This is a genomic window from Leyella stercorea DSM 18206 (assembly GCF_000235885.1).
GTDB lineage: Bacteria > Bacteroidota > Bacteroidia > Bacteroidales > Bacteroidaceae > Prevotella > Prevotella stercorea.
The window spans coordinates 52,099-73,106 of the sequence record NZ_JH379474.1; the positions used below are offsets into that span (position 1 = coordinate 52,099).

A 21,008-nucleotide genomic window follows, 5' to 3' on the forward strand; every position below is an offset into this window, starting at 1 on the left:
CACATGAAAGAAGAGGTAAGTGTTAGTCTGATTACTAAAGCATCCGATTTGCCCGACATTATATGCGATGATTTCTTTCACAGCGTGGAGCTATTCAAGATACTTGAAGTCACGCCAAAACAGAAACCATACATGGCATTAGCAATTGACGGGCAAGGACGTATCGTGGCACATCTCTTGGCAGTAGTGTCTTATCACCACTTGCTATTACCCCCATTTGCTTATTCACATTGTCACATATATGGCGAAGGTGTTTATGCACCAGAAGTGGAAAATAAAGAGGAAATTTTCTCGCTGTTCGTGAAGGCGATAACCGACGAACTTACTCATAAGCTATGCCTTTTTATTGAAATAAGCGACTTGAGTAGTAAGATGTTCGGATATGCCAAACTGCGCGAGAATGGATATTTTCCTATACAATGGCAAAAGATACACAACTCGCTACACTCCAAATCCCCCTACAAGCGTCTACCGCAGAAATTGCGCGACAAGCTATCTATAGCCGAACAACGAGGTGCGAAAGCCGAAATCGTAAACTCAGATAGCAAAGAGCTGCAACAAGCAGTGAAACTCATGCGCCATTATTTCAGACTAAAACCTCGCCGCACGGTGCGTAATTCAAAACTCTTCGAGCATTTAGCTACAAGCAAGCAATGCAAGATATTCGCAACTAAATACAAAAATCGCGTCATAGGCACCTGCGTATGCTTCTTTTTCGGCGGCAACGCCTATATGTGGCAGTTGGCTTCACTCCGTAAGAGCTTTATGATGCTCTACCCTGCTTCATATACGGTATGGTCTGCGCTGAAGTATGCACACGAACAAGGCTTTGCACATATGTACTTCCTCGATGCCGGTCTGCCTTTCAAACGCAACCCTATGCGAGAGTTCATCTTAAACTTCGGTGGCAAACAAGTTGCAGAATATCGTTGGTTCCGAATACAGATTCCTTGGATTGGAAAATTCATGGATTGGTTCTACAACGAGTAGCAAGAGCAAAGAGCTCGTTGTACTATACGATAACACCATCGACTTTGAAACATTTAAATATAATCAATTAGATAAACAAAAATAAAAACTCAATAACAATGAAAGCACTCATAGACAGAATTCTGAAAGATGGCAAATGCTACCCTGGTGGCATCCTCAAAGTAGACAAATTCATTAATCACCAGATGGATCCTAACTTAATGAAGGACATCGCCGTAGAGTTCATACGTCGCTTTGCAAGCACAAAGGTGAACAAGATTCTTACTATTGAGGCATCGGGCATTGCACCAGCTATAATGATGGGATTTCTGATGAACCTTCCCGTAGTGTTTGCAAAGAAGAAAAAGCCTAACACGCTTGACAACATGCTTGCCACGAAGGTCACTTCGTTCACTAAGCAGCGCGACTACGACGTGGTTATCTCACGCGATTATCTTTGCCCCGATGACCATGTCATATTCATCGACGATTTCCTTGCTTATGGCAACGCAGCAAAGGGTATCATCGACCTCTGCAAGCAGTCGGGAGCCACACTCGAGGGCATGGGATTCATTATCGAGAAAGCATTCCAGGACGGTGGACAATATCTGCGCGAACAAGGTGTGCGTGTAGAGTCGCTTGCTATAATCGAATCGCTTGAGAACTGCGAGATAAAGATTAAAAACGCATAATGAGGAACGACATCCAACTCCTCGAACTGCTCCTAAAAGACCAATCGCTCAGTTTGCCCAATGAAAACACATATATTTCATGGGCAACTGACGATTATTGCGTCACTGACGAGATGGACGACAATAGCCCATTTGCGTTTAACGCACAAATCACTCCTGAGTTAATCAGTAGCCACCCGGATCTTATACAACCACGTATAAAGAAGCAACCATCCATGCAGACTTCTCGCTCGAAGTCGCGTGCTGAAGTGTTCACTCCTGCATGGATATGTAATGCACAGAACAACCTTATCGACGAACAATGGTTTGGCAGAAAAGATGTATTCAATACCGAATATATAAATGAGGAAGGCGAACACAGATGGCTAACATCCAAGCCACCTATCGTGTTTCCGGCAAAACGCTCATGGATGTCGTACGTGAGGGCAAGACGCATGGAGATAACTTGCGGAGAAGGGCCGTATCTTATTTCGCGCTATGATGCCACCACTGGTCGACTAATTCCTATCAGCGAACGTATTGGTATGTTGGACCGCAAGTTTCGCATAATAAACGAGAATACCCCTTCCGAGCCGACAAAGGCTAACAAACGTCAATGGATACGCAAAGCTTACCAAGCACTTCAGTCGATATATGGCTTCGACAGTCAGGGCGACAACGTCTTTCTTACACGTGAGTCACTATTCCTTTCGTTCTGTGAATACTACACCGAACGTTGGCATCGACACCCACACCGCGATGCCGTATTGAAGGCTGCAGAAATCATTTCGTGGAACATTTGGCAAATGGATGGACTGAACTTCAACGTTCCCAACTCCGACCATTACGCCATAATCATGGAATGGCACAATACCGAACCACTGAGTGGCAAGAAAATGACTTACAAAGACATTATGAAATAGGCTTACGACTATAATAGTCACAACTAAAATACAAAACAAGAATGATATCAACAGAAAACATAGTATTCCGAACCGAACAAGAAGAAGCTATCAACTTCACCGTGACGACACTAAAACGCTCACGTAAGGTACTTTGGAATGCAAAGATGCGCTTCGGTAAAACGCTTTGCGCCATCGAAGCAGCACATCGTCTTGGGTACAGACGCACACTCGTGCTCACTCATCGCCCTGCTGTGCGACAAGAGTGGTTTGACTCTATTGAAAAACTGCAGCTTGAAGGCTGGCTGTACGGCAGCAAGACAACATCTGCTATGCCCGAAGAGGAACGCAAACGTCGCGGAGCGTCGTTTGCCGAACTTGAAGACATAGCCAAAGACCCTGCAACCCACTACGTCTATTTCGCATCAATGCAGGACTTACGCTCTTCAAAGCGCGTGAACCAGCAGAAAGGTATTGTGAAGAACGATGATGTATTCTCTGCAAAGTGGGATTTTCTTATTGTTGACGAAGCACACGAGGGTATCACAACACGCCTTGGCAACGACGTTATCGCCGAACTACAGAAACGCCGTAGTCTGCGCACGCTCTATCTCTCGGGCACACCCTACAGCATCCGCCAGACCTTCGACACCACAGACGTGTACAACTGGGACTATTGCATGGAGCAACGTGCAAAGGAGCAGTGGGATATCTCTAACAGCGGTGCAGCCAACCCGTATGCAAATATGGCACGTATGAACATCGTCACTTATAATCTGCGCAACACCTTCGCACCTTATTTCCTTACAGACAACGAAGGCTTTAACTTTTCCGAGTTCTTTCGTGTTGACGAGGCGCAGACGTGCTTTGTGCACGAAGCCGACGTAAGAAAATTCGTAAACCTTCTCGCAACCGCTCCGCTGTATCCATTCGCCGATGAAGCGATGGGCCAATCGTTATGCCATACTCTTTGGTATGTGCCTGGTGTCAACGCGGCTCATTGTCTTGCACAGATACTCGCTGAGCCAACTGCAGATAATCCGTTCCGTAACTATAAGGTCGTAAATGTTGCCGGTGATAGCGTTTCTTCTCAAACATCTCCTCTTGAGGAGGTAAGAACCGCTATCAGCACTAATGAACGCACAATAACATTATCGTGCGGACGACTCACTACTGGTGTCTCTGTACCAGAATGGACTGCCGTATTCATGCTCGCTGGCTCTGCCGACACTGGTTGCGCTCATTACTTCCAGACAATCTTCCGCTGCCAGAGTCCGTATCGCGAGGGCATAAAAGCAGAGTGTTACACATTCGACTTCTCACCGACACGAACACTCACCGCCATCGACCAATATATCAGCAACAATCTTGCATCTACTGAGCACGAAGCACGTGTGCAGAAGCTCACTGAATTCCTGCACTACTGCCCTACTATCGTTATCGATGGTGGCAAACGCAACCGAATGGACACGGATACATTCATCCGACACATCAACACCTCTTACTCTACAAGCCTCATCCGCAATGGTTTCCACGGCGATTGTCTGTACACCGACCTGAACAATCTCGGCAAAAACGACCTCCGTCTGCTCGACGAGGTGGCAGAAGCTATGGCTAATGCAGTACTTGAAGAGCGTCGTCAGAGGAATAACGACATACAGTCTGCCAAGAAACAGACGAAGAAAGCAAAAGACAAGACGGCTGAAGATGCGGCAAAGCAGAATGACATTCCTAACACGCAGGCAAGAGAAAATGCAGGCATAACTCGCCTCACACCGCGTCAGCGTGCCATTGCCATACTCAGTCAGATATCCACTCGCTTCCCTATCATGATATATGGCACGGTGGATAATATCGAAGGATTGACTATCGACTCATTCTTGCGCAACATCGATGCAGAGTCGTGGCGTCATTTCATGCCACGTGGCATCACCATTCAGCTGTTCAAGCGCCTTAAGCATCTCTATCGCGAGGACATCTTTGTAGCAACAGCCAAGGCTATTGTTGCACGCTTGCGTCATGCCGATACACTTCCCCCAGACAACCGCATTGCTGAGATTGCGAGCATCCTCTCCGACTTCTCTTACCCAGATCGCGAAACTATCCTCACACCATGGAATGTCGTAAATCGTCATCTCTCTGACACACTCGGTGGCTACTGCTTCTTTGACGATAAGTTTACGAAGCCACTTGCTCAACCACGCTTTGTTTACAACGAAGGCGTGACCAACCGCACGCTGATGAACCCCAACGCACAGATACTCGACATCTGCTCAAAAACTGGTCTTTACTCGCTTTACGTAGCTTATTCTTTATATAAGGTGCGCAGCAGTCAGTCGCAAGGTCTGTTCGACATGCTGTCCGACCAAGAGTCGTGCTCGATGTGGAAGGAAATCGTTGAGCATAACATCTTTGCTGTCTGCAAGACTGCTATGGCAGCCAGCATAACACGCCGCACTCTCGTTGGCTTCGATAGCAATGTACGACCAAACATACTCACCATACCCGACCTCAACAGTCAGGTAATTGTGTACAAAGCGAAGCTCGCAAGCACCATCAGCGACCCACAAAACTATCCCAATTTAAGCACCAATCAGCAAATGAAATTCGACGCAATCATTGGCAATCCACCATATCAGATGAACATCGGTGAGAAGAAAGACAACTACGGCATACCTCTCTACAACCAATTTGTAGATATCGCCCGTCAGATGCGCCCACAATTCATCACAATGATTACCCCTTCACGATGGTTCACGGGCGGACGCGGACTCGATCAGTTCCGTCAATCAATGCTTGGCGACACACGCATACGCGCCATCTTCGACTATGTAGACTCAAAGGACTGCTTCCCTACCGTAGACATCTCCGGAGGCGTAAGCTATTTCCTGTGGGACGCGAAGCACAAGACAACCTGCCAGTTTACGAACCACTTTGGTGGCAACGCCAACACACTGCCTCGCAAACTCGACGAATTCAACATCTTCGTGCGCAACAATGGTGCGCTCTCGCTCATTCACAAGGTGAAAGCAATGTCGAAGACCATGCTCAACGCGCAGATTAGTCCGCAGACTCCGTTCGGCTTCGTTTCTACATATCGTGGCACTACTCAGCCTGATGCTGACCCTACAGCCGTCATGCTGAAGTCGTCGGGCGAACCATCTTACGTTCTGCGTGATGATATCAAGAAAAACCAGCAGTGGGTTGACCTCCATAAGGTTATATTCTCGAAGGCTACATGCGAACATGCCGGTACCCCCGACCGCAACGGACAGTACCGCGTGCTCTCCGCCCTCACCATACTGCAACCGCAATGTGTCTGCACGCAGAGCTACCTCGTTGCAGGTGCTTATCCTACAGCGCAGGAGGCAGAGAACTTGCTCACCTATCTGAAGACCAAGTTTGTACGCTACCTCATCTTGCAGACCATCACTTCGCAGGACCTCTCGCCGGAGAAGTTCATGTTTGTGCCGCTGCAGGACTTCACAGCTGCATCAGATATAAATTGGAGTGCTGCCATTGAGGAAATAGACTCGCAACTCTACGAAAAATATGGTGTGGATGAGGCGGAGAGAAGCCTTATAGAAAACACTATTAAGGAGATGTAATATTATCGGACACCGAACGCCGCCCGATCGGACGGCGAACGCAATCTATGCAGATAGCGGACGCAACCCAATTGGGTTGCGTCCGCTATACCACGACTAAGGTTTTACTTTAGAACTACTAAACAATAACTTTAAAGCCGCTTAACCGTAACTTTAATACTGCTTAACCGTAACTTTTAAATGGCTTAACCGCAACTTATGCATCGTCAGAATAAAGATTATTTACATCAAGTATATTAAGTTCAAAAGCCTTAACAACAAGACGCGTAGCGTTTACTCCCATTCCGCCGTTGCCATTAGGGAACAAACGCTGAACCAGTTCGTTCTGCCTTTTCTCCAGACTCTTCACGCCAAACGGCATTGTACGCAGTTGCGAAATCTGGTCTTTTGTATATCCTAACGCCAAATGACGCAGAAAGCGTTCGTCGTATTCGTCAATCTCGTAGCGTATAAGTGCTTCTTGATGATCCATCTGCTGCTGTATTGTGTCGCAGAACTTGTCTACAATCTTTTTAAGAATAGGCTGATTGAAAACATACTTCTTGCCATTCATCACGCTCAACACATCATCGCGTGTGAGCAGTTCGCCACTCTTCAGAATGATGCCGTCGCAATGGGCGTGCAGAGCATCTACCCACAACTGCTCGTTGAGTATCTCGCCTGTAAAGATAAGTACCTTCACATCCTTATGCTCCGTCTTCAGCTTCTTGCAAATCTCCACACCGATGGTTGTGCTTCCGCCAAGACCGAGGTCGAGAAGCACAAGATCGGGCTTGTTGGATGCGAACACTTCCCAGAACGAGTCCTCCGAATTGGCTGTAGCTATAATCTCTGCCTCGGGCACCTCGCTATGCAAGAGTCCTTCTGTGCCTTTGAGTTCGAGCAGCACGTCCTCCACTATGATAACTTTAAACTTTTCCATATCTCTTTCTTTATATAAATTACTATTGTTGATGTTCCGTCACTTGCGGTCTTTGTCTCTACTCCGCAACCTCGTGCACGATAATACTCGCCCATGTCGCGCATTATCTGACAAAGCACAAGGTAGTCGTATATTGACTGCTGATTGCTGGCTGCAGGGTACTGCGAAGCGAGATTGAATACCAGTTTCAAATACCCATCGTCGGCATCCAACTCTATCGGTTTCAGTTGTCTTCCTCCATTCGCTCGCTTCAGTAGCACAAACACGTATTGCATCGCAACACTCGGTTCAAACGACGACATTGTCTGCGCCACTCGAACAGTTTGGCTTAGCAGCGTTGTGTACATTGTTTCGTAGTAGGAAGCTATCTCATCCAATGCAGCCAAGAGTTCCTTTTCAGACATAGAGGTGCTACCACTGCGAACTTGCAATATCTGCTTCAGACGCGATGGATAGAACATTGTCTCGTGCTTCAACGTCGAAAGGCGGTTGTCAAGGATATTGTTTATGACGTAAAGGCGGTCGCGATTGACCGTGATACGCTTCGTGTTTTCCTCCAGTATAACCAACTCCTGCTCCATGGCTGAGGTCCTTGTGACATCCTCTGCGAGAACTTGACAGATACGATTCACTATGCCCGAAATCTGTGTGGTATTCTTATTCATCACCGCAATCTGCTTCGAAACCTTTATGTCATTCTTCCACAAGGCTCTGATTTGTCTAACCTTCATATTCGACGACAGATTATCCGATTGCAACAATTCGTTGATCTGCTCGATACGTTCGATACATAAATTATAGAAACGCTTATGGCGATAGTACAGGAAGTAGTAGGCAGGGAACACGGCAAGCAGCAACAGCACGAGCAACGCTATCGCTACATTGCGATTGTTCTCAGCACGCTGCATTGTCTGTACATACGTAGCAATAGAGCGGTCGGCACTACACTCGCGAAAGAGCTTCGTGAACACCTGATTGTTATATGTGTACAAATCGATGTCATGCACGGCAAGAGCCGCAACCGCAACCTCATTACGCAGGGCAAGAAGCAAGCTATAGTCCATCTTTACACTGTCACGAAACCACTTCAGTTCGATAGCTTCGTCTGCATCCGTACCTTTAAGCATCATTCCACGTGCGCCGTTGCTTATAAGCATACTGTCTGCAAACAAGTGGTTAAGCACCCGTATGCAGCTATCCGACAACTCCAACGTGCGATGATAGTTGCCTAACACATTATTATAATATATACTATCGACCAATGTATTTGCCTGTCGTGTTCTATCATTTTCGTTAATTACGACCCCCATAGAATTGGTCTTTGCACACGAACAGAACACACTTAGGAGCAATGCGCAAAGCATGAGTACTTTCTTCATGCCTTTAGGCAATCGGAAGAAGACACGGCTACCACTACCCTCTTCGCTCTCTGCTCCAATGGAACAAACGCTAAAGAATGAGCTCATCTTCTTATACTTCTCTACGATTCCTTTACAGTTGAGAAGTCCGAAGCCATGACCACCTTCTTTCGTCGTATCATTGGAGTCGGTTATATAGCAAGGCTTGAACAAAGAGTCGAGTTGTTCCTTGTCCATACCCTTACCCGTATCTCTAACTGACACCTCAACATAACTGTCGGTTTCCTCAGCATACACATCAATACTGCCACCATTTGGAGTGAAGCGGCGTGCATTCTCCGCAATAGTGTTGAGCATAAAGAGGGTCAGCACCTTATCTGCCTTCACAACACTTTCGGTCGGAACAATATTAAGTGCTATGCCCTTGAGCTTGTATTCTATATCACTACTACGTAGAGTGTCGAACAGCGTTTGCAAAGCAAAACTCTCTATGCGCAACGCTATCTCGCCCTGCTTCAGTTTCACCCAATCGGTAAGTCGCTCGTTTGTTTGCTCTATGGAAGAAGCCAACTGACCGATGTACTCATAGCGACTATTGCGTTGTTCGGTTGTTTCCTTATCAGACGAAAGCATCTTCACTTCGTGCAACAAACGATTGATAAGCGGAGCAACTGACGATGCCAAAGACACCTTGGCACGTTGCTCGATATTCTTCTCCAAGTAGTGCTCGTACTGATTCTGAAGAATGGCTATCTGCTCGCGCCTCTCCTCATACTCAACCTCAGTACGTTCGTAATAGTCGGAACGTGCTTTCTGCCAATCTTCAAGAGGTTGCAGCAGAGTGTTTATCGGGAACTCCGCGGCTTTCTTTCGTGTCTTATAGACGAAGAATGCCATAGCCACAATGAGCAGAATGATTGCCACAACCACAATCACAATCATGATGTCTTGCTTACGTAACGAAGAAGCGAGTTGTTCGGCACGTGCCTCAAGCATACGATCCTGGCGTGTGTACTCCTGGATGTCAAGATAGGCATTGCGATTGTAGTCGCTCATTTTCTTGTTGTCGAGTGCCGAATATACAATTGACATCTGCTCGCGAATGGACGCAACAAGGTCGGGAGCAGCATTTATGGTTGTGTCGTTGGCAATAGCGTTTTTCAGACAGATAAGTGCCGACTTATTGTCGCCAACCTTGCGGAATGCCTCCGACAAAGTACGCCATGCGCCTGCAATCTGATACACATCGCCATATTTCTTGAACAACTCCAATGCTCGCTCCGCAAGATTGCCGGCAAGCAGAGTGTCTGGCATATTATCAACATTGAGGAAATTGATTTCTGGGCGGAAATTCAGCATAAGGAACTCACGTCTGCTTTCGTCTTGCAACTTCTCGCTCAATGCCTGCATAGAGTTCGCCTCCCAATAAATATAACCACACTGGCGAGCAAGCATATAGCAACGTATGAGGTAGTTGAACTCTGTACGCATCAGTTCTTCATGCTGTTGGCCTTGCAATATACCGCCCGAACCTACAGTATAATAATATGTCAGCAACTGTGGCATATCGCTCATCAGCAGGGCATCTTCCTCGATATTCAGTACCGCCTCCGATGCTCCACGCGGTTGACCGATATAATATAAATAGGTAGAGAGCACTATCCAATACTCTGAACGTGCATACACAAAACGCTTACGTTCCGCTGCCGACAGATTGGCATACTCCTTTTCTATCTTCTGCATGTGCTGCAAAGCATAATGGCGTTCGTGGTAGAAATTCTTATTCTCCGACTTGCGCTGACAAAGACGCATAAGCTGCACACGACTTATCATCAACTCAATCTCATCGTCGGTAGACTTAACCGTCTCGTTGAGTATTCTCTCGGCTTCTCCGTATTGCATCTTTGCAATGTAATAGAAAGCCAAATCATTCATGGCGTGTGCCCACGCTTTCGATTTAGGCACAGACAACGACAGAGCCTTCTCCGCATACGTCTTCGTTGAATCCAGACTCTTATAATGTACTTCGTATGCTCGTTCATTCAAACCTACTACTTCTTTGTCGCTATAGTCAGAACACGAGGCTGTCAGCATGACCAAACAAACAAGCCATGACACAACTGCGAAATATCGAGATTTGAATATTTTCATATACCAAAAATTTAAATACAAAAGTAGACAAAAAACTCCATTTACTTGCACACTCCGAAATAAAACTTTAACTTTGAAACGTTATATTATGCAGCTAACGATAATCACTATATAGTATCTAACGTTATTCATGTATTAAAACAAACGACAATGATAAAACGACTTCTTTCTTTCCTTGATGCATCGCCAGTGAATTTTCTGGCTGTCAAGAATATTGCAGATACACTTGCGGCTAATGGTTTCCGCTGTATCAACCCTGCACTGCCATTGGGCGAAGTGAAGAGTGGCGACCGCTTCTTCGTTACCAAGAACGACTCTTCTATCTATGCTTTCCGCATCGGCAACAAGCCGATTGCTGACGCGGGTTTTCACATGATTTGCGCTCATTGTGATTCACCAACCTTCCGCATCAAGCCCCATGCAGAGATGCTTACTGAGGGCGGCATCGTGAAGCTGAACACCGAGGTGTACGGAGGTCCGATTATGTCTACATGGTTCGACCGTCCGCTTACTCTCGCCGGTCGCGTGATTGTCAGAGGTGAAGACGTTATGCAGCCCGAGACTCTGTTGCTGCACATCAAGCGCCCATTGCTGCAGATTAGCAACTTGGCTATACACTTCAACCGCCAGGTGAATGACGGCGTAGCACTCAGCAAACAGAAGGATGTACTGCCGTTGCTCGGACAGATTACAAGCCAACTCGAAACAGGCAATCTCTTGATGAATGTTATCCTTGAAGAGCTAAACAGCACAATAGCCGATTGCCAGTTCTGCGCCAAAGATATTCTCGACTTCGACCTCTACCTTGCTGACGCAACACCGGCTTGCACATTCGGCGTACACAACGAGTTTATATCGTCTGGCAGACTCGACGACCTCTCTATGTGCTATGCAGGTCTTGAAGCACTCATTGCTTCCGATACAACAGACACAACGCAAGTGCTCGCCCTCTTCGACAACGAAGAGACTGGTTCACAGACAAAGCAGGGCGCAGGCAGTCCGTTCCTCGCATACATACTAAAGCGTATTGCAATGTCACAAAGTCATACAGAGGAAGCGTACTATCAAGCCGTTGAACGTGCCTTTATGATTTCGGCAGACAATGCTCACGCTTGGCACCCGAACTACCCTGAGAAGTACGACCCGACGAACCACCCAATGCTTGGCGGTGGACCAGTTATCAAATTCAACGCTGCACAGAAGTACGCATCGGATGCTGTTTCGGCTGCGGTCTTTGCTGGATTATGTGAGAAAGCAGGCGTACCATGCCAGCGCTTCGTAAACCATAGTGACGTGGCAGGCGGTAGTACCTTGGGCAACATTCTTGCATCATCTATCCCACTGTGTGGTGTAGACATGGGTAATGCTATCCTTGCAATGCATAGTTGCAGAGAAACAGGAAGCGTGGTTGACCACGAGTACTGCGTGAAGGTATTTACCGAATTCTTTTCGTAACGCTCTAACGCTATGACAATGAACACAACAACCATCTCCCCTTCGCGCGATCCGATGGGCAGTGCTATCAGCGACTACTATAAGAACGGAAGAGCAGCACATCTGCGTGTGCTCTCTTCCATGTTCGAAGAGGACGAGATGCCTATAGCTCATCTGTTCCGCTCAGAACAAGAGATGCCACAACTTGAAAAACGAGCCTTAACGCTTGTGCGTGGCAGAGTGTTGGACGTAGGTGCAGGAGCCGGGTGTCATGCCATTGCGTTGCAGGAGAATGGATTTGAAGTGAAAGCCATTGACATTTCACCGCTAAGCTGCGACGTGATGAAGGCTCGTGGAATAGAAGACGTAGAGTGTGTAAACCTTTTCGACACACAGCTGCAAAGCAAGTTCGACACAATTCTTTTGCTGATGAACGGCACAGGCATTGCCGGCAAACTATCACGCTTACCATTACTACTCAATCGTCTGAAAGAACTGATGGCTGAAGGTGCACAGATTCTTATCGACTCCAGTGACCTTAAGTACATCTACGAGAACGAGGACGGATCAATGGATATAGATCTTGGCGGTAACTACTATGGTGAAGTAGACTATCAAATGGTTTATAAGAATGTAAAAGGCGACTCGTTCGACTGGCTATACGTAGACCCTACACTCCTAACAGCAAGTTGCGAACAATGCGGACTGAAATGTGAGATTATCGAGAAAGGTGAACATTACGACTATCTCGCACAAATAACAGTAACGAAATAATCAATTTGAACAAAATAAAGAAGAATGAATAAACGCGAATATGCTAAGACAAACCTCGATTGGCTTGCTGCAAAGGCTGAGGAAGAAGGCGTAATGGTTCTTCCTGAAGGTATATATTATAAGGTGTTAAGTTCTGGTAATAACGACGGTAAACACCCTACACCACGTTCCATCGTTACGGTTCACTACACTGGTCGCACTATAAACGGCAAGAAGTTCGACTCCAGCCGTGGTGGTTCACCTATAGCATTCCGCCTAAGCGACTTGATAAAGGGTTGGATTGTAGCCATGCAACAGATGTGCGTAGGCGATAAATGGGAAGTGTATATCCCTGCAAACATGGGATATGGCAAATTCTCACAACCAGGAATACCAGGCGGATCTACACTTATTTTTGAAATAGAATTATTAGGAATAGCGTAGCAATTGCTACACTATTCCTTTTTTTATTAGTTGAGATTAGTCGAGAAGTGTTGAGGCTCTCACACGCGACAACGTTTCCGGTGTCATCTGCAGATAGCTTGCTATGTACACAAGCGGAGCACGAAGCACCACCTGCGGCATGAGCTTGCACAACTTCTTGTAGCGGTCTTGTGCTGTCTCAAATCGCACAAGGTCGGCATGTATCTGAGAAGTGATAAGACTCTCCTCAAGTATCTTGCGGTATAGTATCTGTATGTTGACATTGTGCAGGGCTACCCGCTCAAGGTCAACCTTTGGAAGAGCATATACAAGAGTGGGTTCGAGGGTTTCTATCTGCAGGTGTGTCGGTTCCTCCTTAAAGAGACTCTCAATACACATCACTATAGAATGGTCCTGACCCAAATGCTCTGTCACTTCCTTGCCATGCTTGAAGTAGAACTGACGCATCAATCCACGGTCGATATAGTAAAAATTACGACACACGTCGCCCTCTTTAAGCACCAATTCACCCTTCTGGTACTTTATCGGGACAAGAATACTTTCAAGAGCATCAAGCTCTTCATGCGTCATAGTACTGTATCTTCGCGCCAACTCGCGAGCAATGTCGCGAGTATTGGCGTTGAACTTCTCTTTCATAAGATACTTTCCTTTCTATTATTTTAGTAAACAGTTGTTTATAAGTAGTCTAATAGACCTGTCAATTAGTCGAGCTTAAGCACAGCAAGGAATGCTTTCTGCGGTACCTCTACATTGCCAATCTGCTTCATACGCTTCTTACCCTTCTTCTGCTTCTCAAGCAACTTACGTTTACGGCTGACGTCACCACCATAACACTTTGCTGTAACGTCCTTGCGCACACACTTGATAGTTTCACGAGCCACAATCTTTGCACCGATAGCTGCCTGAATTGCAATATCGAACTGCTGACGCGGAATGAGGTCTTTGAGTTTCTCGCACATCTTGCGACCAATGGTCACTGCGTTGTCCTGATGTGTGAGCGCGGAGAGAGCATCCACGGGTTCACCATTGAGTAGGATATCAAGCTTTGCAAGACGCGACGGGCGGAAACCATCAATATGGTAATCGAATGACGCGTAACCCTTGCTTATTGATTTCAACTTGTCGTAAAAGTCGATAACAATCTCACCAAGCGGAAGCATGAAATGCAGCTCAACACGATTGCCACTAACGTACTCCTGATTGATAAGTTCACCACGCTTGTCAAGACAGAGCGTCATAATCGGACCGATGAAGTTGGTGGTCGTGATGATAGTAGAACGGATATACGGCTCCTCGATATGGTCTATCATCGTCTGCTCGGGTAATCCGGATGGGTTATGCACCTCTTTCACATTTCCTTGTTTGTCATATACCATGTACGACACATTGGGAACCGTTGTGATTACGTCCATATTAAATTCGCGATCAAGACGTTCCTGCACAATCTCCATGTGCAAGAGGCCGAGGAAACCACAACGGAAACCGAAACCAAGAGCTACGGACGACTCAGGAGCGAATGTCAATGAGGCATCATTAAGTTGCAACTTCTCAAGCGAAGCACGCAGGTTTTCGTATTCGCTCGGATCTATCGGATATACACCTGCAAACACCATTGGTTTCACCTCCTGAAATCCAGCAATCGCCTTATCGCATGGACGTGTGACATGTGTAATGGTATCGCCCACTTTCACTTCCGTTGCGTCCTTAATACCAGAGATGATATAACCAACCTCACCTGTTTTGAGCACATCGCGAGGCACCATATCCATCTTCAGTACGCCTACCTCATCGGCTACGTATTCCATACCTGTATTGAAGAACTTCACCTTATCGCCCTTACGTATCTCGCCATTCTCTATCTTGAAGTAAGCAATGATACCACGGAACGAGTTAAACACAGAGTCAAAGATAAGCGCCTGAAGCGGAGCTTTCGTGTCACCATTAGGATGCGGCACTCGCTCTACAATTGCAGCAAGCACTTCGTCGACGCCCTCACCGGTTTTACCCGACGCGCGCAGAATATCCTCACGTTTACATCCAATAAGCTCTATAATCTCATCCTCCACCTCGTCTGGCATTGCGCTCGGCATGTCTATCTTGTTGAGCACGGGGATAATTTCCAAATCGTGCTCGATAGCCATATAGAGGTTAGAGATAGTCTGTGCTTGCACGCCTTGTGTAGCATCGACTACGAGTAATGCGCCTTCGCAGGCAGCAATGCTTCGCGACACCTCATAAGAAAAGTCAACGTGTCCCGGAGTATCAATAAGATTCAGTATGTATGTTTCGCCATTATGCTTGTACTCCATCTGAATAGCGTGACTTTTAATTGTTATACCACGCTCACGCTCCAGATCCATGTTATCCAACATCTGGCCTTCAGTTATCTTGATTGTTTGTGTACGCTCCAACAATCGATCGGCAAGTGTAGACTTGCCGTGGTCGATATGAGCAATAATACAGAAATTCCTTATATTATTCATTGATATATATCAGTTTTTATGTGCAAATTTACTTATTTTTTCTGACAAATAGGTATCTTTGCATAAGAAAAACAACTAAGAAAAATGAAAACGTTTTTATATTGTACTATAGCAAGTGCTATACTGCTCTGCAGTTGCCACGAAAGTATTGAAAAGCGCGCCCAGCGCGAGGCACGTGAATACACAGAAAAGAACTGCCCTACCCCAGTTCTTAACTATATGCGTACCGATAGTGTTGTCTTTGAAACCAACACGCGAACCTATCATTATTACTTATCTGTAATGAACGATTTGGACGATGCAAAGATATTCGAGTTAAACCGCAAGCTGATTGTTGACAACTTCATAAAGCAAGTTGACGAAAGTACATCGTTGCGTGCATACAAACAAGAAGGCTTCAACTTTGCATGGACACTACGTTCGGGCAAAGACCCAAAGGTTACTTACTACGAGAAAGTGTACACACCAAAAGAGTACAACAAGTAATTAAGAGTTGAGAGTTGAGAGTTATGATTACCAATGATTGTTTTTGAAGTTGTTGGTATTATACATATCATAAACTTTAAATTCTAAATTCTAAATTGGATAAACTCCCAATTCTCAACAAAATCTACTCTCAACTGAAAAAATTACGGTAGTTTCGGATACTTGCTGAAGTCGGGCTTGCGTTTTTCGAGGAATGCCTTGCCACCTTCCTGTGCTTCATCAAGCATATAATAAAGCATTGTTGCGTCGCCGGCAAGTTCCTGAATACCTGCCTGTCCATCGAGCTCCGCATTCAGACCAGCCTTTATCATACGCAGAGCGAGCGGCGAACGCTCCATCATTGTTTCTGCCCACTCTACGCAAGTGTCCTCAAGCTCGTCGAAGGGCACAACCTTGTTCACCATACCCATACGCTCAGCCTCAACAGCAGAGTACTGACGACAGAGGAACCAAATCTCGCGAGCCTTCTTCTGACCTACGATACGCGCCAGATAGCTTGCACCAAAACCTGCGTCGAACGAACCCACCTTCGGTCCGGTCTGTCCAAAAATTGCGTTATCGCTCGCAATAGTAAGGTCGCACACCAGATGAAGCACGTGACCGCCACCGATAGCGTAACCATTGACCATAGCGATAACCGGCTTTGGCAGCGAACGAATCTGCTTCTGCACATCGAGCACATTTAGACGAGGCACTCCGTCCTCACCCACATAACCACCACGTCCCTTCACGTGCATATCGCCACCCGAACAGAACGCTTTGTCACCTGCACCAGTAAGGATTACAACGCTAATGCGTTGCGCCTCACGACACCATGCAAAGGCTTGTGACATCTCCCACGTGGTGCGTGGGGTGAATGCGTTGCGGTAGCGCGGACGATTTATTGTAATCTTCGCTATACCATTATATTCTTCGAAGAGAATCTCCTTAAAGTCAAAACCCTCAATGGTTTTCCAGTTTCTTGTCTCCATATATTCCTTGTTTATTATATAATAAGATGCGCTGTGTCACGACAGCACCAAAATTAGTAGCCCATCTGCTCCAAGGCTGTAGCTAGCTGGTCCGGACAACTTGTGTCCTTACTACCGCATGTAATACCCTTAAGTGCATTCTTTATCTCTGTAGCCGGTTTGCCGATGGCGAGAGCGCAAATACCTTTAAGGTTGCCGCTGCAGCCGCCGAGGAAAGAGAGGTTGCGGATGATATCGTCAGCATCAACGTCGACAGTGATTAGTCGGCTGCATGTGCCGCAGGTTACGTACTCCAAATGATTCATACCTAATATTGTTATCTTCTGAAGCATTCCGCAGGAACAATACTTGCGGAACATCTATGTTCAACTAAAAAAGAGTGGCTGTAGCCAACCACTCTTTTCAATATTTTTTATTCTTACTCTTACTCAGCCTCTTCCGGCTTCATGTTTGTGTAAACGTTCTGTACATCGTCGAACTCCTCAAGGCGCTCAACCATCTTGTCGATAGTAGCACGCTGCTCAGCGTCGATGTCCTTAAGGTCGTTAGACACGTATGTAAACTCGCCACCGATATCCTCGAAACCCTGCTCCTCAAGGAACTTCTGTATCTGTGCGTAAGCCTTTACGTCATCACCATAGATAGTGATTGTACCTTCCTCGTCGTCCTCGTCAAACTCGTCCTCTACGTTGAAGTCGATAAGCTCAAGGATAAGCTCTTCCATATCCACGCCGTCCTTCTTCTTGAATGTGAACACACACTTGTGATCGAAGAGGTAAGAAAGCGAACCTGTTGTACCGAGTGTACCATTGAACTTGTTGAACACCGAGCGAACGTCGCCTACAGTACGTGTTGTGTTGTCAGTAAGCGTGTCAACAAACACAGCGATACCGTGAGGACCATATCCCTCGTATGTTACTTCCTTGTACTCGCTCTGGTCTTTACCCATTGCGTTCTTGATAGCACGCTCGATGTTGTCTTTCGGCATGTTCTCACGCTTACATGTAGCGATGATAGAACGGAGTGACGGGTTGTTCTCAGGTTCCGGACCGCCAGCCTTAACAGCGATAGCGATCTGCTTACCCAGACGGGTGAATGTCTTAGCCATGTGGCCCCAACGCTTCAGCTTTGTAGCCTTGCGATATTCAAATGCTCTTCCCATTTTTGTATATTGTTTTTTTATTGTTTATTATCTGAGTTCTGCTCCCAACTTTGACTTCAAGTTGCTGATGAGCTTCGTCATAATTGCCTCAATCTGCTTGTCGTTGAGAGTCTTTGTCTCGTCCTGCAGAATGAAGTTAACGGCGTAACTCTTCTTGCCTTCCGGCAGGTTCTTGCCTTCGTATACGTCGAAGAGTTCTACGCTCTTGAGGAGCTTCTTCTCTGTCTGACGTGCAATCTGCTCAATCTGCTCGAACTGTACGTTCTTGTCGAGAAGCAATGCGAGGTCGCGGCTAACCGACGGGAACTTGCTGATGTCGTGATAGAGCACCTCGTTCTTCTTGATGGCACGCATCATATTGTCCCAGTTGATGTCTGCATAGAACACCTCCTGGTCGATGTCCATCTTCTTGAGCACCTTGTGCGAAACGATACCCATCTCGCAGAGCACCTTGCCCGAACGTGCCTTCAAAGCGAGAGCCTTGCCGAACACGTTGTTGTCAGACGACTCTGCAACTACGATGCCCGGGTTAACACCCAAACGTGTGAAGATATTCATCACGTAAGCCTTCAGCTCGTAGAATGTAGACTGCTCGTCGGCATGTGCCCATGAGCCTTCAACGCGCTTACCGGTGAGCCACATGCCGAGATGCATCTCTTCGGTATACGCCTTTATCGGGTCTTCGTCATTCTTCTTCTCCGGTGAGAAGTGGTAGCAGTTGCCGAACTCGAAGAAGCGTAGGTTAGGCATCTTGTGGTTCACGTTGCGACCAACGCTCTCCAAACCACCGAAGAGCAGAGTCTGGCGCATAACACCGAGATCAGAACTCAACGGGTTCATCACCTTTACGGTTGTCTCCTCAGTATAGCGGTTCAGTTCGGTATAGTATGCTGTCTTTGTAAGCGAGTTGTTAAGAATCTCGCGGAAGCCGCAGCCTACAAGCTGCTCGCCTACCACGTTCTGCAAGTGGTATGCCTTGTCCTCGTCGCCGAGAATTGTGAGCGACGATTTCAACTGTGTCGGAATCTCCACATTATTATATCCATAGATGCGCAGAATGTCCTCCACAACATCGCATGGACGCTGTACGTCTACGCGATAAGCCGGAACATCGAGCAACAAACCCTCGGCTGTCTCCTCTACTACCTTCATTTCAAGGCACTCGACTATGCTCTTTACCATGTCGTTACCTATCTTCTTGCCAATCAAGCGGTCTACATACTCGTAGTCGAGCTGTACACGCGAGTCAGCTATTGGCGACGGATATACGTCCTTTATCTCCATGCTCACCTTTCCGCCAGCCAACTGCTTGCAGAGGATGGCAGCTTGTTTCAGAGCGTAGATAGTGCCGTTCGGGTCGATGCCGCGCTCGAAGCGATAGCTTGCATCGGTACTCAGACCATGACGACGTGCGCTCTTTCTAATCCACGTCGGGTGGAAGTAGGCACTCTCCAGAACGACATTTGTTGTTGTGTCGTATGTACCGGAGCCCTTACCGCCAAAGATGCCAGCGATGCACATCGGCTCGTTGGCGTTGCAGATGCTGAGGTCGTGCTCGCCAAGAGTGTGCTCCTCACCGTCGAGAGTGACAAACTTAGTGCCTTCGGGCTGAGTGCGCACAACAATCTTCTTGCCTTCTACCATGTCTGCATCGAAACAGTGCATTGGCTGACCATATGCCATCATAACGTAGTTGGTGATATCGACGATGTTGTTGATTGGACGTAAACCTACAATCTTCAGCTTGTCCTGCAACCACTCTGGGCTTTCCTTCACTTCACAACCTGTGATGCTTACGCAAGCATAGCGGCGGCAAGCCTCTGTATTCTCAATCTCTACGTCGATAGGCATGTCGTTGTTGTCGACGCTGAACTCCGAACAGTCGGGACGATGCAACGATGTCTTGTGGCCGTTGCGCTTGAGCCAAGCATAGAGATCGCGTGCCACGCCCCAGTGCGAGAGAGCGTCAGAGCGGTTTGCTGTGATATCTATCTCGATAACCCAATCGCTCTCCAAGTGATAGTACTCGGCAGCCGGCTGACCAACGGGAGCATCCTCCGGCAGCACGATGATGCCGTCGTGAGCTGTGCCCACGCCTATCTCGTCTTCGGCACAGATCATACCAAAAGACTCTACGCCGCGGAGTTTCGACTTCTTGATAGTGAACTCACTGTCACCATCATAGAGCACGCAGCCCAAGTCGGCAACAATAACCTTCTGACCTGCAGCAACATTAGGTGCACCGCAAACAATCTGCTGCGGTTCGCCCTTGCCGAGGTCTACGGTTGTGATATGAAGGTGGTCTGAATTAGGATGCAGTTCGCATGTGAGCACCTTGCCCACGTACAGACCCTTCAATCCGCCACGGATGGTCTGCACTTCTTCAAGAGCGTCCACTTCGAGACCGCATGATGTCAGCGCGTCGGCTGTCTCCTGCGGTGTAAGGTCGAAATCGACATACTCCTTAAGCCATTTGTATGAAATCTCCATTATATTGATTTATTTTTGTTTACTACTTGAAACTTTGTGCAAAAGTAATAAAATTTAGGAAAGTGAGCAAAATAATATTTGATAAAAGTAGCAAGAGTTGCATAGCAATGCCAAAATGAATAATAAAGGCATAAAAAAAAGAGAAACGCTTCATTGAAACATTTCTCTTTTTAAGTCGGGGCGACAGGATTCGAACCTGCGACC

17 protein-coding genes and 1 tRNA gene (1 of these 18 running past the window's edge) are annotated in these 21,008 nt (G+C 46.9%); 8 read left to right on the forward strand and 10 right to left on the reverse strand.

Annotation, left to right across the window (positions count from 1 at the left end; translation table 11 throughout):
• Positions 1-132 precede the first annotated feature (132 nt).
• The 4 genes from HMPREF0673_RS12770 to HMPREF0673_RS12785 all read left to right on the forward strand — a co-directional run bounded on the left by HMPREF0673_RS12770 (position 133) and on the right by HMPREF0673_RS12785 (position 6,150).
• Positions 133-990 carry a GNAT family N-acetyltransferase gene (locus HMPREF0673_RS12770; RefSeq protein ID WP_172633669.1) on the forward strand — a complete coding sequence of 286 codons (858 nt, stop codon included), beginning with the start codon at positions 133-135 and terminating at the stop codon, positions 988-990.
• A gap of 98 nt (positions 991-1,088) precedes the next feature.
• Positions 1,089-1,661, forward strand: a complete 573-nt coding sequence (xpt, locus tag HMPREF0673_RS12775) for a xanthine phosphoribosyltransferase (protein ID WP_007903264.1) — start codon at positions 1,089-1,091, stop codon at positions 1,659-1,661.
• Positions 1,661-2,563, forward strand: a complete 903-nt coding sequence (locus HMPREF0673_RS12780; RefSeq protein ID WP_007903271.1) for a hypothetical protein — start codon at positions 1,661-1,663, stop codon at positions 2,561-2,563. Before xpt ends, HMPREF0673_RS12780 begins: the two co-directional genes overlap by 1 nt.
• A gap of 41 nt (positions 2,564-2,604) precedes the next feature.
• A complete protein-coding gene (locus HMPREF0673_RS12785; protein ID WP_007903274.1) occupies positions 2,605-6,150 on the forward strand; it encodes an Eco57I restriction-modification methylase domain-containing protein in 3,546 nt (1,181 codons plus the stop codon).
• Positions 6,151-6,346: 196 nt separating this feature from the next.
• Here the strand turns inward: HMPREF0673_RS12785 and HMPREF0673_RS12790 are convergent, their stop codons facing one another.
• Both HMPREF0673_RS12790 and HMPREF0673_RS12795 read right to left on the reverse strand, forming a co-directional pair.
• Positions 6,347-7,072 carry a DUF5932 domain-containing protein gene (locus HMPREF0673_RS12790; protein ID WP_007903285.1) on the reverse strand — a complete coding sequence of 242 codons (726 nt, stop codon included), beginning with the start codon at positions 7,070-7,072 and terminating at the stop codon, positions 6,347-6,349.
• Positions 7,048-10,581 carry a sensor histidine kinase gene (locus HMPREF0673_RS12795; protein WP_007903294.1) on the reverse strand — a complete coding sequence of 1,178 codons (3,534 nt, stop codon included), beginning with the start codon at positions 10,579-10,581 and terminating at the stop codon, positions 7,048-7,050. The genes HMPREF0673_RS12790 and HMPREF0673_RS12795 overlap by 25 nt, the downstream gene beginning before the upstream one ends.
• 150 nt (positions 10,582-10,731) lie before the next feature.
• On the opposite strand from HMPREF0673_RS12795, the gene HMPREF0673_RS12800 reads away from it, so the two are divergent.
• Genes HMPREF0673_RS12800 through HMPREF0673_RS12810 form a run of 3 tightly spaced genes read left to right on the forward strand, consistent with a single transcriptional unit; the run spans position 10,732 to position 13,212 of the window.
• Positions 10,732-12,036 (forward strand): M18 family aminopeptidase, encoded by a 1,305-nt coding sequence (locus HMPREF0673_RS12800; protein WP_007903296.1) that lies wholly within the window; start codon positions 10,732-10,734, stop codon positions 12,034-12,036.
• Between the two features lie 18 nt (positions 12,037-12,054).
• On the forward strand, positions 12,055-12,789 hold the full coding sequence (locus HMPREF0673_RS12805) for a class I SAM-dependent methyltransferase (protein ID WP_040597049.1): 735 nt from the start codon (positions 12,055-12,057) through the stop codon (positions 12,787-12,789).
• 24 nt (positions 12,790-12,813) lie between these two features.
• A complete protein-coding gene (locus HMPREF0673_RS12810) occupies positions 12,814-13,212 on the forward strand; it encodes an FKBP-type peptidyl-prolyl cis-trans isomerase (RefSeq protein WP_007903299.1) in 399 nt (132 codons plus the stop codon).
• A 36-nt stretch (positions 13,213-13,248) separates the two neighbouring features.
• Here HMPREF0673_RS12810 and HMPREF0673_RS12815 read toward each other — a convergent pair whose 3' ends face one another.
• Together HMPREF0673_RS12815 and lepA are read right to left on the reverse strand one after the other, a co-directional pair.
• Positions 13,249-13,848, reverse strand: coding sequence for a Crp/Fnr family transcriptional regulator (locus tag HMPREF0673_RS12815; protein ID WP_007903301.1), 600 nt, complete (start codon positions 13,846-13,848; stop codon positions 13,249-13,251).
• A 65-nt stretch (positions 13,849-13,913) separates the two neighbouring features.
• Positions 13,914-15,695 (reverse strand): translation elongation factor 4, encoded by a 1,782-nt coding sequence (gene lepA / locus HMPREF0673_RS12820; protein ID WP_007903303.1) that lies wholly within the window; start codon positions 15,693-15,695, stop codon positions 13,914-13,916.
• Positions 15,696-15,779: 84 nt separating this feature from the next.
• On the opposite strand from lepA, the gene HMPREF0673_RS12825 reads away from it, so the two are divergent.
• The gene (locus HMPREF0673_RS12825; protein WP_007903304.1) at positions 15,780-16,181 is read left to right on the forward strand and encodes a hypothetical protein; all 402 of its coding nucleotides are present in this window, start codon (positions 15,780-15,782) and stop codon (positions 16,179-16,181) included.
• A gap of 143 nt (positions 16,182-16,324) precedes the next feature.
• Here HMPREF0673_RS12825 and menB read toward each other — a convergent pair whose 3' ends face one another.
• Positions 16,325-17,152, reverse strand: coding sequence for a 1,4-dihydroxy-2-naphthoyl-CoA synthase (gene menB / locus HMPREF0673_RS12830; protein ID WP_007903305.1), 828 nt, complete (start codon positions 17,150-17,152; stop codon positions 16,325-16,327).
• Between the two features lie 53 nt (positions 17,153-17,205).
• Entirely contained in the window at positions 17,206-17,457 is a 252-nt protein-coding gene (locus HMPREF0673_RS12835; protein ID WP_040597044.1) for a TIGR03905 family TSCPD domain-containing protein, read from the reverse strand.
• 119 nt (positions 17,458-17,576) lie between these two features.
• Positions 17,577-18,314 carry a YebC/PmpR family DNA-binding transcriptional regulator gene (locus HMPREF0673_RS12840; protein WP_007903308.1) on the reverse strand — a complete coding sequence of 246 codons (738 nt, stop codon included), beginning with the start codon at positions 18,312-18,314 and terminating at the stop codon, positions 17,577-17,579.
• 27 nt (positions 18,315-18,341) lie between these two features.
• On the reverse strand, positions 18,342-20,804 hold the full coding sequence (gene pheT, locus HMPREF0673_RS12845) for a phenylalanine--tRNA ligase subunit beta (RefSeq protein ID WP_007903310.1): 2,463 nt from the start codon (positions 20,802-20,804) through the stop codon (positions 18,342-18,344).
• Positions 20,805-20,826: 22 nt separating this feature from the next.
• On the reverse strand, positions 20,827-21,008 hold a 182-nt coding region (locus tag HMPREF0673_RS14825; RefSeq protein WP_007903311.1), incomplete at its 5' end, for a hypothetical protein.
• Positions 20,980-21,008 (reverse strand) — tRNA-OTHER (locus HMPREF0673_RS12850) (it continues 40 nt past the right edge of the window). The genes HMPREF0673_RS12850 and HMPREF0673_RS14825, both read right to left, overlap by 29 nt.

Excerpts from the sequence above, each read along its gene's own strand:
- HMPREF0673_RS12770 (WP_172633669.1), top strand. The coding sequence starts at position 133 with ATGGCATTAGCAATTGACGGGCAAGGACGTATCGTGGCACATCTCTTG.
- xpt (WP_007903264.1), top strand. The coding sequence starts at position 1,089 with ATGAAAGCACTCATAGACAGAATTCTGAAAGATGGCAAATGCTACCCT.
- HMPREF0673_RS12780 (WP_007903271.1), top strand. The coding sequence starts at position 1,661 with ATGAGGAACGACATCCAACTCCTCGAACTGCTCCTAAAAGACCAATCG.
- HMPREF0673_RS12785 (WP_007903274.1), top strand. The coding sequence starts at position 2,605 with ATGATATCAACAGAAAACATAGTATTCCGAACCGAACAAGAAGAAGCT.
- HMPREF0673_RS12790 (WP_007903285.1), bottom strand. The coding sequence starts at position 7,072 with ATGGAAAAGTTTAAAGTTATCATAGTGGAGGACGTGCTGCTCGAACTC.
- HMPREF0673_RS12795 (WP_007903294.1), bottom strand. The coding sequence starts at position 10,581 with ATGAAAATATTCAAATCTCGATATTTCGCAGTTGTGTCATGGCTTGTT.
- HMPREF0673_RS12800 (WP_007903296.1), top strand. The coding sequence starts at position 10,732 with ATGATAAAACGACTTCTTTCTTTCCTTGATGCATCGCCAGTGAATTTT.
- HMPREF0673_RS12805 (WP_040597049.1), top strand. The coding sequence starts at position 12,055 with ATGAACACAACAACCATCTCCCCTTCGCGCGATCCGATGGGCAGTGCT.
- HMPREF0673_RS12810 (WP_007903299.1), top strand. The coding sequence starts at position 12,814 with ATGAATAAACGCGAATATGCTAAGACAAACCTCGATTGGCTTGCTGCA.
- HMPREF0673_RS12815 (WP_007903301.1), bottom strand. The coding sequence starts at position 13,848 with ATGAAAGAGAAGTTCAACGCCAATACTCGCGACATTGCTCGCGAGTTG.
- lepA (WP_007903303.1), bottom strand. The coding sequence starts at position 15,695 with ATGAATAATATAAGGAATTTCTGTATTATTGCTCATATCGACCACGGC.
- HMPREF0673_RS12825 (WP_007903304.1), top strand. The coding sequence starts at position 15,780 with ATGAAAACGTTTTTATATTGTACTATAGCAAGTGCTATACTGCTCTGC.
- menB (WP_007903305.1), bottom strand. The coding sequence starts at position 17,152 with ATGGAGACAAGAAACTGGAAAACCATTGAGGGTTTTGACTTTAAGGAG.
- HMPREF0673_RS12835 (WP_040597044.1), bottom strand. The coding sequence starts at position 17,457 with ATGAATCATTTGGAGTACGTAACCTGCGGCACATGCAGCCGACTAATC.
- HMPREF0673_RS12840 (WP_007903308.1), bottom strand. The coding sequence starts at position 18,314 with ATGGGAAGAGCATTTGAATATCGCAAGGCTACAAAGCTGAAGCGTTGG.
- pheT (WP_007903310.1), bottom strand. The coding sequence starts at position 20,804 with ATGGAGATTTCATACAAATGGCTTAAGGAGTATGTCGATTTCGACCTT.